The 13,697-nt window shown below is 32.4% G+C and carries 11 protein-coding genes; 4 read left to right on the top strand and 7 right to left on the bottom strand.

The window, feature by feature from the left end; all coding sequences use genetic code 11:
* Window positions 1-2: 2 nt before the first annotated feature.
* From LX78_RS00425 to LX78_RS00430, 3 genes are read right to left on the bottom strand one after another with little or no spacing between them, the layout of a single operon-like run.
* A complete protein-coding gene (locus LX78_RS00425; protein ID WP_245881452.1) occupies window positions 3-1,391 on the bottom strand; it encodes a sulfotransferase domain-containing protein in 1,389 nt (462 codons plus the stop codon).
* Window positions 1,391-1,534 carry a hypothetical protein gene (locus LX78_RS14745; RefSeq protein ID WP_170109774.1) on the bottom strand — a complete coding sequence of 48 codons (144 nt, stop codon included), beginning with the start codon at window positions 1,532-1,534 and terminating at the stop codon, window positions 1,391-1,393. Before LX78_RS14745 ends, LX78_RS00425 begins: the two co-directional genes overlap by 1 nt.
* Window positions 1,535-1,540: 6 nt before the next feature.
* Complete coding sequence (locus LX78_RS00430) at window positions 1,541-2,854, bottom strand: arylsulfotransferase family protein (RefSeq protein ID WP_109680674.1); 1,314 nt, start codon at window positions 2,852-2,854, stop codon at window positions 1,541-1,543.
* 241 nt (window positions 2,855-3,095) lie between these two features.
* Between LX78_RS00430 and LX78_RS00435 the strand changes: the two genes are divergently transcribed.
* From LX78_RS00435 to LX78_RS00450, 4 genes are all read left to right on the top strand, one after another.
* Window positions 3,096-5,846 carry a TonB-dependent receptor gene (locus LX78_RS00435; protein ID WP_109680675.1) on the top strand — a complete coding sequence of 917 codons (2,751 nt, stop codon included), beginning with the start codon at window positions 3,096-3,098 and terminating at the stop codon, window positions 5,844-5,846.
* Between the two features lie 19 nt (window positions 5,847-5,865).
* Window positions 5,866-7,383 carry an SGNH/GDSL hydrolase family protein gene (locus LX78_RS00440; RefSeq protein WP_109681335.1) on the top strand — a complete coding sequence of 506 codons (1,518 nt, stop codon included), beginning with the start codon at window positions 5,866-5,868 and terminating at the stop codon, window positions 7,381-7,383.
* 182 nt (window positions 7,384-7,565) lie between these two features.
* Window positions 7,566-9,074 (top strand): F0F1 ATP synthase subunit beta, encoded by a 1,509-nt coding sequence (atpD, locus tag LX78_RS00445; RefSeq protein WP_109680676.1) that lies wholly within the window; start codon window positions 7,566-7,568, stop codon window positions 9,072-9,074.
* A gap of 97 nt (window positions 9,075-9,171) precedes the next feature.
* On the top strand, window positions 9,172-9,465 hold the full coding sequence (locus LX78_RS00450) for a F0F1 ATP synthase subunit epsilon (protein WP_109680677.1): 294 nt from the start codon (window positions 9,172-9,174) through the stop codon (window positions 9,463-9,465).
* A gap of 83 nt (window positions 9,466-9,548) precedes the next feature.
* On the opposite strand, the gene LX78_RS00455 is transcribed toward LX78_RS00450, so the two are convergent.
* The 4 genes from LX78_RS00455 to LX78_RS00470 form a co-directional block, all read right to left on the bottom strand.
* Complete coding sequence (locus tag LX78_RS00455; RefSeq protein ID WP_109680678.1) at window positions 9,549-10,025, bottom strand: hypothetical protein; 477 nt, start codon at window positions 10,023-10,025, stop codon at window positions 9,549-9,551.
* Between the two features lie 122 nt (window positions 10,026-10,147).
* Window positions 10,148-11,959, bottom strand: a complete 1,812-nt coding sequence (locus LX78_RS00460; RefSeq protein ID WP_109680679.1) for a sodium:solute symporter family protein — start codon at window positions 11,957-11,959, stop codon at window positions 10,148-10,150.
* A gap of 29 nt (window positions 11,960-11,988) precedes the next feature.
* Window positions 11,989-12,429, bottom strand: coding sequence for a LexA family protein (locus LX78_RS00465; protein WP_109680680.1), 441 nt, complete (start codon window positions 12,427-12,429; stop codon window positions 11,989-11,991).
* Between the two features lie 6 nt (window positions 12,430-12,435).
* Window positions 12,436-13,692, bottom strand: coding sequence for a Y-family DNA polymerase (locus LX78_RS00470; protein ID WP_109680681.1), 1,257 nt, complete (start codon window positions 13,690-13,692; stop codon window positions 12,436-12,438).
* Window positions 13,693-13,697: the final 5 nt, after the last annotated feature.

Here is a 13,697-nt window from a genome sequence, read left to right on the forward strand (position 1 = left end):
ATTTAATATTTAAGTTTTCTAAATTTAAGTTTTTGATAAATAGCATCCGTTGTTTCTAAGAGTTTTGGGTTGCAATTAGTGGTGTCTATTTCTCTTGTATTTGTAAATGGAATAATGTTAGAGAAATTAAAAGTCATGTTCATTTCTCCTTCTATATATTGTAATACTTCTTTGGGTTTATTTAAGTAGTCTTCATATTCAATAAGCATATAGTCTTTATCTTCCATATTTGTTAAATAATTGTAGTAATTTAACCAAACACTTAACCAATAATCTAATGTACTTTTGTCGTATGGAATAAGAAGTTCTTCATTATTAAACTTAAATACTTTCTGGTTTTGTCCAAATTCATGATGTCCTAACCAATTTAAATACGTTTGCATAAACTCATCTTCATTTTGAAATTCTGAAAATCTTTGGTGTTGATTTAATAAAGAATAGGCATGCTCTACTGGCTTCCTGAATAAGAAAATAATTTTAAAAGATTTATTAAGTTTTCTTAACGATTCATATCGTAAAATAATATTATTATTTTTCGAAAGATATGTTGATTCGTTGTCTTGTCTAATTAACGATTGGTATTTAATATAATTCGTATAAACATTATCAGTAATTTCATGTTTTTCCAAATAAGCATCAGAAATAAAACTATCATTTAAAAACACTTTAAAAAAATATTCTTCAAGCGCTTCAATGGTATTTAACCCAAACAACATTTTGTCTCCATGTTTGCGTTCCTTTAAATCTGTTTTTTTTGGATTATACATTTTTTTCCAAAGATTTGGAGCTAACAATAAAGGCATGTTCGAATAATCCAATGAACTAAATGCACCTGCTTTAAAAAGTTGATCTGTTAGACTTGTTGTGCCTGCTCTAGCTAATCCTGAAACTATTAAAAATGTATTTTTATCTTGTATCTTTTCACCTTTTTTAAACTTACGATCGAAAGAAAATAACATTTTAGATAAGTTGTAATTATTTAAAATGAGTTTGTGAAAAAGTATAGATGCTTCAGAATAGTCTTCAATAGGTTTTTTTCTTTTTATTAAAAACGGAATAATAGTTCCAATTGAAAAACTTACAATTACCCAAATAGAACCTAAATCTAATTCTTGAGTGGCTACATTTTTAATCAACTTAAAAATATAAACTGGTAAACATGTTAATACAACTATAACACAAATTAAGCCTATTGTAATTGCTAATGAAATTAACATAGCTTTTAAAGCCACTACTAATTTTTTTTGTTTTACAGTTTCGTCTTCATTAGATAGAACAGCATTCGCTAAAGCCAGAGTAGCCTCTAATGCTAAAAAAAAATGCTTTCTGAAATATATAAGTAGACTAGAAAATATAATCCCTGAGAAGCCTAAAATTAGAAAGTAAATCATTAATTTTTTCTAAATATTTTTCGGAAAAATTGTTTTATTGGAATCCATAAAACGACTCCAAATGCAAAAAGCACTAATAAAATAATAAAGACAATAATTAAAAGTGTGCCCAAACCTATTCCTGGACCAATGTATAATATCATAATTTTTTATTTTAAGGAATTCAACTCATCTTCTAAATAAGTTGTTGTCCAATTAGGTAAATAATGATAGCCTTCAATATCACTTTTTAGGGTTGTTTTTAAAACCACACCAGATTGATTTATAACCCACAATATACCAGAGCCTTGTTCTTCAAAAAACATATCTCCATTAGGAAATATGCGATACAACCCTTCTGCTCCTGTAAAAATATTATGCTTTATAAAATGTTCTTCATATAAAGGCCTATAAGTATCTTCCTCAAAGTTATAAATAAGTACATTTGAATGACTTATTTTTCGCTCAACCGATTGATTTGTTGGTTTAAATTCAATTTCACTATAACTTACTTGAGTTACAATGGTATTATTGTTTAAAATAGCAATAGAATTGGGCGAGATAATATCTACATCATGCTGAAAAGTAAATGGTCCTTCAATAATTTTTTCAACAGTATTTGTTGAAGGCCTATATTGAATAACAAGTGAAGAACTTCTAAAGCTAAGAAACAAATCGCCTTCTTTAAAATAATTAGAACTTTCTAGAACTGGTTGAATATCGTTTAAATGAAAAGGATCATTTACATAAGGGCTCTTATTTAATAAAGATTCTAAGTCGTTTTCTAAAAAAATGTCAGTTAAGGATTTACTATAAAGTGTTTCCCCTGTATTAGCATCTACTTTTACTATCAGGTCATCTCTATAGCTGGTAGTGTGACCTTCTAATAAAACTTTCATTGGCACAATAATACCATTGTCATGTTTCACGGCCGGAATCCACATATTCCCAATAGAATCCAGATTCATAGCATGATGAAAAATAAAGTCACTGTTAAACCACTTTTCTTTGGAATTTGAATCCATTCTAAGTAGTCCAGGTCTTTCATTACAAGATACTATTATATCAAAATCCTGCATGAGTGTTGCTGGATATAATCTATCATTTCCATCTACTTCATAATCCTCAGATAACCTATTTACAGGAACATTCCATTCATGTTTTAAAGTATTGTCTTTAAAATTTTTTAATTCTATTTTAAAGGCATCACCATTTCTATATGAATACAAGCCATAGAGATTATAGCTTAAACTATTAATATCTAAAGCGTCTGCATCTTTTGTTTTAATATAATATTCTGGTGCCTTAAATATATATGTGTAAGTCTTTTTTATATTAGACAGTGTTTCAGAAAAAGTTTTAACAGGTTCTGTTAATACGCCTAAACTACGCTCCCCTAAACTAACATTTCTTACAATGCCACTCCATACCATCAATAAAAAAAGGAGGATTATTATTATAGCTATCTTTTTAACAAATTTCATATCAATACATCTTTATTCTAACAAATATATAATAAAATATAACTCAAATAATTATGCAATAAAATTCATACTAGCAACTATCCTTTAATTTTAATAATACAGCAATTGACTACGTTCAATTTTGTTAAAACTTATTATGCGTGCATAATTTTCTAAAAAACTTCTTAAAGTTTTCATAATATTAATTATATTGCCTTTATATAATTAACTAAAATTATTAATAATTAACTAAAACTATAAAATGAAATCAATCCTTTCACTTTTATTGTTGTTTATGTGTACCGTATCATACTCACAAACAACAATTTCTGGGATGGTAACGGACGAAAACAGTCAACCTATTCCTGGAGCAAACGTAATTTTGGTTGGGACCTCAACAGGTACTTCAACAGATTTCGATGGAAACTTCTTTTTAACTGTCAGTCAAGAACCTCCTTTTTCACTTCAAGCAAGTAATGTAGGATTTAGTACTGAGGTATTAGAAGTTACAGCAAACAATCAAACCGTTAATTTTATTTTAAAAGAAGGAACTTCTCTAGACGAAGTAGTAATATCTGCCTCTAGAACTCCTGAACGAATATTCGAATCTCCTGTAACAGTAGAGCGATTTGGTCTAAAAGAATTAAAAACAACCGCTTCTGCAGATTTTTATAATGGTTTAGAGAACTTAAAAGGTGTCGACATAAACACAAACAGTTTGACATTCAATTCAATAAACACTAGAGGTTTTGCCACTTTTGCTAATACCCGATTTATGCAATTGGTAGATGGCATGGACAACTCAACTCCAGCATTAAACTTCCCTATTGGAAACTTAGTTGGTATGATTGAAACTGATGTTATGAGTGTTGAGTTATTGCCAGGTGCATCTTCTGCTTTATATGGAGCTAATGCTTTTAACGGAATACTTTTCATGAGAAGTAAAAACCCTTTCGACGTACAAGGTATTAGTGCTTATTACAAACAAGGAATCACCTCTCAAGATGCTGCTGGAGACAACACATACAGGGATTTAGGAGTTAGATTTGCTGCTAAATTCAGCGATAAATTTGCTGCAAAAGTAAACTTTGGTTGGTTAAAAGGAACCGATTGGTATGCTAATAATTATCAAGGGAAACCAGGTACAGGAGATACAAGAGCAAGTGTAGGTTATGATGGATATAATGTCTATGGTGATGAAGTAGCTACCAACATAAAAGCAGCTTCTGGTGGATTAGGTATTATTCCTAATGTAGTAGTAAGTAGAACTGGATATAACGAGGAAGACCTAACAGACTATAATGCAGAAAGCGTTAAAGCTGATTGGGGATTATATTTCCGACCATGGGCAGACGATTTCGAGATTGCTTATGTTGGAAAAGTAGGAACAGGTTCTACTATATATCAAGGATCTAACCGTTATAATATTGACAATTTCTTCCAACAACAACATAAAATTGAATTTAGAAACGATAATTTCTTTATAAGAGGTTATGTTGTAGCAGATAAAGCTGGTGATTCTTATGATATGACAGTAACTGGTATTCAAATTAACAGAGCTTGGAAAAGTGATACAGATTGGTTTAGTGAATATATAGGCGCTTTTGCAGCAGCTACTCTAGGTGGAGCAACAGAAGATCAAGCACATTCTGCTGCTAGAGCACAAGCAGAAACTGGTCGTTTTGAACCTGGTTCTGAAGGATTTAATAATGCCTTTAATAGAAGCATCAACGACCCTGATTTAACAACTGGATCTAAATTCCAAGATGCTTCAAAATACTACCATGCAGATGCTAATTATAATTTCACTCATCTTTGGGATGTAGTTGAAGTTCAAGCTGGTGGTTCTTTTAGACAATACGATTTGAATTCTTCGGGAACAATATATACAGATTATGATGCTTCAATCCCTTATTCAGAATATGGTATTTATACACAATTACAAAAACAATTTGATTTAAACGAAAGTTTAGAATTAAAGCTAACAGGTTCTGTGCGATATGACAAATCAGAATTTTTTGATGGCTTTGTGTCTCCAAGAATTTCAGCTGGTTTAACTGTAAATAGAAATCATAATATTAGAGCATCATTCCAAACTGGATTTAGAAATCCAACAACTCAAGATTTATTTATTGGTCTTGATGCTGGACCATATGTCTTAATTGGCGCTGCTCCAGATAACTTAGACAGATTTTCTAGAGATTATTCTGTAAGTGCTGCTGGTCAAATTAACTTTGGGCAACCAAATAGCATTACACAAACAGGTGCTGCAGCTTATAACAATTCTTATTCACAATCCTCAGTTGAAGCATTTGCAGAATCTGGAAATCCAGATGATTTAGAAATGGAAAATCCTGATCTTGTTAAGCCAGAACAAGTATCTTCTTTTGAATTAGGTTATAGAGGGAAATTAGATATAGTAACTGTAGATTTAAGTGTGTATTATAATAAGTATAAAGACTTTATTTCTAACGAGTATGTTATTGCTCCTTTATATGGTACTATTGGAGATAATTCTTTATCTGTTGGAGCAGTTGTCAATGGAGATTACCAAGTGTATCAAACTTATACCAATTCGCCTGCCGATGTAAAATCTTTTGGTGGATCTATTGGAGTTGGTGTTAATGTATTTGGTGGTTTTGATTTATATGGAAGTTATACTTATGCAAAAGAAGATTTTGATAATGAAACTTATCCAGACTTTAGAACAAGTTTTAACACACCAGAGAACAAAGTAAAAGTGTCTTTTGGTCATACAGAAGTAGTTAAGAATTTTGGTTTTAATGTAGCTTGGAGATGGAGTGATGCTTACTTATGGCAAGCTAGTTTTGGAGATGGAGATATCCCTTCATACCATAACGTAGATGCTCAAATTAATTACACAGTTCCAAAAATTAAATCAACATTTAAAGTAGGTGCTTCAAATGTTTTAGGTCAAGAATATTACACAGCAATTGGTGTTGGTAGTATTGGTTCTATCTATTATGCATCTTGGACTATTAATAACTTATAATATCATGAAACAAATTATTATGAAAACTAAATATATATGGTTACTTGCTGTTCTGTTAAGTTTTACAGCTTGTAATAACGATGATGATTCTTCATCTTCAATGGATGAAACTTTACCAGCTCTTACAGCTGGTGATGCAGATTTTTCAAATTATGTGGCTGTAGGAGCTTCTTTTACTGCTGGTTTCTCAGATAACGCATTATTTATTGCTACTCAAGAAAATTCGTTTCCAAACATTTTATCAATGAAATTTGATATGCTTGGAGGGAGTAGTTTTTCACAACCACTTATGAGCGATAATGTTGGAGGGTTACTTTTTAACGGGATGCAATTGCCAGATGGAAGTTTTGGACCAAGATTATATTTTAATGGTTCAGGACCAGCTGTATTACCAGGAATGTCATCTACAGAAGCTTACAGTGTTTTAGGAGGCACTTTTAACAATGTTGGAGTTCCAGGTGCAAAAAGTTTCCATTTAGGAGTTGAAGGATATGGTTTTGTCAACCCTTATTTTGGACGTATGGCATCCAACCCAATGGCTTCGATGATTGGTGATGCTGTAGGACAAAGCCCAACGTTTTTTACCTTATCTGAAATAGGTGGAAACGACGTATTATCCTATGCAACATCAGGTGGAACAGGGGTTGACCAAACAGGAAATTATAATCCTGCAACTTATGGTAATAATGACATTACAGACCCTAATGTTTTTGCAGGAGCATTTACAGCCTCTGTAGATGCCTTAGTTTTAAATGGTGCTAAAGGTGTAGTTGCTAATGTACCTTATATTACAAGTTTACCACACTTTACAACGGTTCCTTATAATCCAATTCCATTAGATGCAGGTACTGCTGCTGTAGTAAATAACGCTTATGCTCCATATAATGGAGGTATTGTTCAGGCATTTGCTTATTTAGTAGGCGTTGGTGCTATGACTCAAGAAGATGCAGATGCTGAAATTGCACAAAGAACCATCATGTTTGAAGCGTCAGAAACAAATGCTGTTGTTATCATGGATGAAGATTTAACAGATTTAACAGGAATTAATCCTCAATTAGTGAGTATGAGACAAGCAACAGCAGATGATTTATTTGTTTTACCTGCTTCTAACTTTATAGGTACAGAAGCTGTGCCAGGAAATCCTTTAACAGTAAATGGTGTTGCAATTCCATTAGCTGACAAATGGGTTTTAACTCCAGAAGAGCAACAAGCAATTAAAACTGCAACAGATGCCTACAATGCAACTATAGAGTCTGTAGCAACAGCAAATGGACTTGCATTGGTTGATTTTAAAAGCATTTTAATACAAGCATCAACAACTGGCTTTTCTAGTGGTAATTATATTTTAAATACACAATTAGTTACTGGTGGTTTAGTTAGTTTAGATGGTATACATCTTACTTCTAGAGGATATGCTGTTATGGCAAATGAAATGATGAGAGCTATTGATGACACCTATGGTTCAAACTTTGAAGCTTCAGGTAACTTTGTAGATTGTGGAGATTATCCAACTAACTACTCTCCTACATTACAATAGTATAACCAAAATATAATATTTTTAACACCTTCTACTAATGTATTGGAAGAAGGTGTTTTTTATGTTTAAAAAAGGCGAAAAAAATTGCTGTTATTTTTAAATTAAAAGGCATATATTTGCAGCGCGAAAAACTAGGTGTTTTTCATATTTAAAAATTTAGTAAATAAATAAACAAAATAGTAATGTCAAAAGTTACAGGTAAAGTTGCACAAATAGTTGGTCCAGTTATCGATGTTGAATTCGGAGCAGGAGCTGAACTTCCAAAGATTTACGATTCATTAGAAATTAGAAGAACTGATGGTTCTATATTAGTACTAGAAGTACAATCTCACATTGGTGAAGATTCTGTACGTACTATTGCAATGGACTCGTCTGATGGTTTAAGTAGAGGAACAGAAGTACATGCTACTGGTGCTCCAATACAAATGCCTATTGGAAGTGATGTATATGGTCGTTTATTTAATGTTATTGGTGATGCTATTGATGGTCTTGGAGACTTACCTAAGGCTGGTGAAGCTGGTTTACCAATTCACAGACAAGCACCTAAATTTGAAGATTTATCAACTTCTACTGAAGTTTTATTTACTGGTATTAAAGTAATCGATTTAATTGAGCCTTATGCAAAAGGAGGTAAAATTGGATTATTTGGTGGTGCTGGTGTTGGTAAAACAGTATTAATTCAGGAGTTAATTAACAATATTGCAAAAGGACATGGTGGTCTTTCTGTATTCGCAGGAGTTGGTGAAAGAACTCGTGAAGGAAACGATTTACTTCGTGAAATGCTAGAATCTGGAATTATCCGTTATGGTGATGATTTCATGCATTCGATGGAAGATGGTGGATGGGATTTATCTAAAGTGGATAAATCTGTTATGAAAGAATCTAAAGCTACTTTTGTTTTCGGACAAATGAATGAGCCTCCAGGAGCTCGTGCTCGTGTGGCACTATCTGGTTTAACTATTGCTGAGTATTTCCGTGATGGAGCTGGAGAAGGACAAGGTAAAGATGTTCTTTTCTTCGTAGATAATATTTTCCGTTTTACGCAAGCTGGTTCAGAAGTATCTGCTTTATTAGGTCGTATGCCTTCTGCTGTAGGTTACCAACCAACATTAGCAACAGAAATGGGAGCGATGCAAGAACGTATTACTTCAACAAAAAGAGGTTCTATTACTTCTGTACAGGCCGTTTATGTGCCTGCAGATGATTTAACGGATCCTGCACCTGCAACAACGTTTGCTCACTTAGATGCAACAACAGTATTATCTCGTAAAATTGCTGAGCTTGGTATTTATCCTGCTGTAGATCCATTAGATTCTACTTCAAGAATTCTTACTGCTGATATTTTAGGAAACGATCATTATGCTTGTGCTCAAAGAGTAAAAGAGTTATTACAACGTTATAAAGAATTACAAGATATTATTGCCATCTTAGGTATGGAAGAATTATCTGAAGAAGATAAAATGGCTGTTGGTAGAGCAAGACGTGTACAGCGTTTCTTATCTCAACCATTCCATGTAGCTGAACAGTTTACAGGTATTCCAGGTGTATTGGTAGATATTAAAGAAACTATTAAAGGATTTAACATGATTATGGATGGTGAATTAGATCACTTGCCGGAAGCAGCGTTTAACCTTAAAGGTTCTATTGAAGAAGCTATAGAAGCTGGAGAGAAAATGTTAGCTGAAGCTTAATCAAGCAAAGCTTGATAAATTCCAAAAACAAAAAGTCTAAATTCCAATACGTGATAATTTCGGGATTTAGTTTTTTAAAATTGAAATTTTAGATAATATGTATTTAGAAATTGTATCACCAGAAGCAACATTGTTTAGTTCAGAAGTAGATTCTGTAGTTGTTCCTGGAGTTAATGGCGAGTTTGAAATGTTAAATAATCACGCTCCTATTGTCTCCCTTTTAAAAGAAGGAACTGTAAAAATTCATACACATACACAAAGCCATTTGGTATTTGATGAATTACATGCTGAAGTTATTCCTCATAACGATAATGATAAAATCTTAACCTTAAAGATTAAATCTGGTACGATTGAAATGAAAGATAATAAAGTGATTGTTTTAGCAGATTAACAAGCTTATAATCTATTATATATTATAAGATCGCCTAAAAAGTTATTTTTAGACGATCTTCTTTTTATACAATCTTTTAAAATTTATCCTGAAGTTGTTCTTTTACAATCTGCTGTATTAAAATCGCATGGTGAACAATAATTGCCATCTGGTACACAACCACAACAACTTGCACAAGAAGTAGTTGTACAAACTGTTTCTCCAATAGCATATCTACCATTACTATCTTCAATGTCTTTTAATAAGGCTACTGTAGATACAGATCCTCCTTTATTAAAAAATCGAATATAATCCTTGTTATCAATTTCTTCAAGCTGTAAAGAAACAGCACTTAAACCTAAGCCTAATTTTTTACTATAATTATTAAAAGACTCTAACAGTTTATTGTCTTTAATTCCTAACTTAACTTCATTATTCTTTTGAAAAGCAACAATATTTCCAACAAATTGTTTGGTTGAAAAATTGGATGTATCAAACTTATCCAATGTGCTATATGTATCTTCATTACTACAAGAAAAAACAAATACAGATAAAAAACTTATTATAAATAATTTCTTCATGTTTTTTATATTTACTGATTAACAATGTTTTAAAGGTAAAAAAAAAAAAATCATTCTAACCTAATACAACTATATTGACCTTTAAATGGATAAACTAGAAGTTATTCATTTAAAGTTTTTATCTATAAAACATTCACCTTTATTTTTTTCCAAAGTTTTATAAGTATAAATCCAAAAACAGCAGTCGCTCCAGTTAATAATAAAGCATTAGTGTATTCGCCATATATCCAATATCCAGTTGCAAACATGATACTATAAATTAAAGCACATCCTACCAACATTGCAAGAATACCTGAAGGCACGCTCCAACCTTCTTTTGCATCTACCAGTTCTATATTTTCTTCTCTTGCTTCTGTAACAATTTTATGCCATCCTGGACCTCCTGGTTGAATTCTCTTATAAAAATTCTGTAATACTGTTTTACTTTCTGCTTGGGTTAAAAATGTCACAGCTACCCAAACAATAGTTGTTACTAATACAACAGTTGGAAATTTTGCCCAAGAAGGGAAAAGACCCTCAGCTCCAAAATAATAAGCTCCTAAATCTGTAAAGTTTAATAGTATAGAAACTATTCCTGACACAAACATAGCTGATATTTCACTCCAAGCATTGATTCTCCACCAAAACCAACGTAGAATAAAGATCAATCCAGTTCCTGCACCAAACATTAAAATAATATCGAATAACTGTAGAGCATTTGTAAGTACTAAAGCCAATAAAGCACTACAAACCATTAGTACAATAGTTGCAATTCTACCAACAGCTACCAATTGTTTTTCAGATGCTTCTGGATTAATTTGCTGTTTATAATAGTCATTAACTATATATGATGCTCCCCAATTTAAGTGTGTAGAAATGGTGCTCATATAAGCTGCTACAAGAGATGCAAGAACCAATCCTAATAACCCACTTGGAAGTTTAGTTAACATAGCAGAATAAGCTAAATCATGACCTAATTTATCTTCGGCTACTAAAGGAAAAGCTTCATGTATACTTGAAATATCTGGAAAAACGACTAATGAAGCTAATGCCACAATTATCCATGGCCAAGGACGTAATGCATAGTGCATGATATTAAAAAAGAAGGTAGCTCCAATAGCATGATTCTCGTTTTTTGCAGCCAACATACGCTGTGCTATATATCCTCCTCCTCCAGGTTCTGCTCCTGGATACCATGAACTCCACCATTGAACAGCTAGAGGAATAATCAATAAAGTTATTAGTGCTTCCGTATTACTAAAATCTGGCAAGATGTTTAATTTATCCACAACATTTTCATGTTGAAGAAGCGCTTCTAAGCCACCTACTTCTGGCAAGCCAACTAAATAATAAGCAGCTCCTAGTGCGCCAGCCATTGCTGTAAAAAATAAAATAAAATCGGTATAAACAACTCCTTTAAAACCTCCTAGCGCACTAAATATAACCGTAATTGTTCCAGCATAAATAACTGTCTCCCATGGTTGTAAACCTAACATAATGGCTCCAATTTTTATAGCAGCTAACGTCACTGCAGACATAGCAAGGATATTAAATATAATACCAAGATAGATAGCTCTAAACCCTCTTAAAAAACGAGCTGGAGCACCTCCATAACGCAATTCGTAGAATTCAATATCTGTATTTACGTTAGATTTTCGCCATAATTTAGCATACACAAAAACTGTAAGTAAGCCTGTTAGTAAAAAAGCCCACCAGACCCAGTTTCCTGAAACACCATTAGTTCTTACAATGTCTGTAACTAAGTTTGGCGTGTCTGTAGAAAAAGTGGTGGCCACCATAGAAACACCTAATAACCACCAAGGCATATTTCTTCCAGATAGAAAATACTCTGCAGCACTTTTTCCTGATTGTTTTGAAACATAGATGCCTATAAAAAGAGTAATTGCAAAAAATATAACGATAAGTGAGATATCTAGCGTGGATAGATTTACCATAAGGATTTTGTGTTTTCTTTAAATTAAAGTTATACCTTCTTAATTACGTTGGTTACTATTCCCCAAATTACAAAATCGTTTTCTTCTGTGATTTTTATTGGCTGATATTTAGAATTTTCTGGTTGTAACCATACACCATCTTTTTCTACACGTAACCGTTTTACAGTAAATTCTCCATCTAAAAAACATACAGCAATTCTATTGTGCTCTGGCTCTAAACTTCTGTCGATTACTAATAAATCGTTATCATCTAGTCCAGCATCTATCATACTTTGCCCACTAACACGAGCATAAAACGTAGCTAGCTTGTTTTTTACTAGTATGTTGTCTAACGAAAGACGTTCTTCTTTAAAATCTTCAGCTGGTGATGGAAATCCAGCCGAAATTCCTGTGTCGAAGAAAATGGCTCCTGAATAATCTGCAAATTCAGGAGTGAAAAAAGTTAAAGTCTTAGATGTATGTAGTAGCATAATGTTTTATTTCACCTTTAAAATGTCGTTAATATTAGTTGTATACCTTGGTGAGAGCCTTTCTTGACGCATCTTCCATGTACGTTCTAAATCTTGATTACCAAGTTTTATTTTATAATCCTTATACTTTTCATTAATCCCATCGATGGCTAACATTAAAGGTTTGTGTTTCGGATTTTCTTGTTCAAATATATTTAATTGATGGTTGTAAGTTGGTACCAAACCAGTAACAATAACTCCTGCTCGTTTATATTCTATTCCTTTTTTAAAAATTGACGTAGCAGCTTTTACTGCATACTTACAAATAGTTAAGGTTGAATCTGTAGGATAGGACAATTTTACTGTTTTACTAACACGATGCTGCTCTAAGTCTTTTTTGTGTCTATCACTACTTAGTATAACTATTATCATGTAACAACTAGACTCTTGTTTACGTAATTTTTCAGCACAACTTGTTGCAAATGTTGATATGCGTTCTTTTATGTTTTCAATATCAGAAAAAGTGTTTTCAAAGCTTCGTGTTGTAGCTATAGCTTTTTTAGACTTGACTTCGTCTAAGGTAATTTTCGATATGCCTTCTAAATCTTTTTTAAGCTTCCATTCTGTAATTGAAAAATTCTTTCGAACCCAATCATCTGATAATTGTGTGAAATCAAATGCTTTTTTACATCCTTTTTCTGCTAATTGTTTTTGCAATCCACGACCAATTCCCCAAACATCACCTAACAGAATCCACTTTAAGGCTTTTAATCTTTTTTCTTCTGAATCAATTATATAAACTCCTTTCGTTTCATTTGGAAATTTTCTAGCAATTTTATTTGCTACTTTACTAAGCGCTTTTGTTGGCGCAATACCTACGCTCGTTGGAATTCCTGTCCATTTTAAAATACGCTTTCTAATTTGTGTTCCGTAATCATCAAAATTATAGGCTTCAAAGCCTTTAAATTCTAAAAAAGCTTCATCTATGCTATAGACTTCCACATCTGGTGAAAATTGTTGTAAAATAGACATAACACGACTACTCATGTCTCCATACAAAGGATAGTTTGACGATAAAACTTTTATATTATTCTTTTTACAGAATGCTTCCCATTTAAAAATTGGTGCTCCAAATGGAAGCCCTAATGCTTTAGCTTCATCACTCATAGAGATAACACAACCGTCATTATTGCTTAAAATAGCAATGGGTTTTTGTCGCAAACTTGGATTAAAAACCCGTTCGCAAGAAGCATAAAAATTATTGCAATCTACAAGAGCATACATGGTTT

This window comes from Xanthomarina spongicola, from assembly GCF_003148645.1.
Taxonomy (GTDB): Bacteria; Bacteroidota; Bacteroidia; order Flavobacteriales; family Flavobacteriaceae; genus Xanthomarina; species Xanthomarina spongicola.

Excerpts from the sequence above, each read along its gene's own strand:
- LX78_RS00425 (WP_245881452.1), bottom strand. The coding sequence starts at position 1,391 with ATGATTTACTTTCTAATTTTAGGCTTCTCAGGGATTATATTTTCTAGT.
- LX78_RS14745 (WP_170109774.1), bottom strand. The coding sequence starts at position 1,534 with ATGATATTATACATTGGTCCAGGAATAGGTTTGGGCACACTTTTAATT.
- LX78_RS00430 (WP_109680674.1), bottom strand. The coding sequence starts at position 2,854 with ATGAAATTTGTTAAAAAGATAGCTATAATAATAATCCTCCTTTTTTTA.
- LX78_RS00435 (WP_109680675.1), top strand. The coding sequence starts at position 3,096 with ATGAAATCAATCCTTTCACTTTTATTGTTGTTTATGTGTACCGTATCA.
- LX78_RS00440 (WP_109681335.1), top strand. The coding sequence starts at position 5,866 with ATGAAAACTAAATATATATGGTTACTTGCTGTTCTGTTAAGTTTTACA.
- atpD (WP_109680676.1), top strand. The coding sequence starts at position 7,566 with ATGTCAAAAGTTACAGGTAAAGTTGCACAAATAGTTGGTCCAGTTATC.
- LX78_RS00450 (WP_109680677.1), top strand. The coding sequence starts at position 9,172 with ATGTATTTAGAAATTGTATCACCAGAAGCAACATTGTTTAGTTCAGAA.
- LX78_RS00455 (WP_109680678.1), bottom strand. The coding sequence starts at position 10,025 with ATGAAGAAATTATTTATAATAAGTTTTTTATCTGTATTTGTTTTTTCT.
- LX78_RS00460 (WP_109680679.1), bottom strand. The coding sequence starts at position 11,959 with ATGGTAAATCTATCCACGCTAGATATCTCACTTATCGTTATATTTTTT.
- LX78_RS00465 (WP_109680680.1), bottom strand. The coding sequence starts at position 12,429 with ATGCTACTACATACATCTAAGACTTTAACTTTTTTCACTCCTGAATTT.
- LX78_RS00470 (WP_109680681.1), bottom strand. The coding sequence starts at position 13,692 with ATGTATGCTCTTGTAGATTGCAATAATTTTTATGCTTCTTGCGAACGG.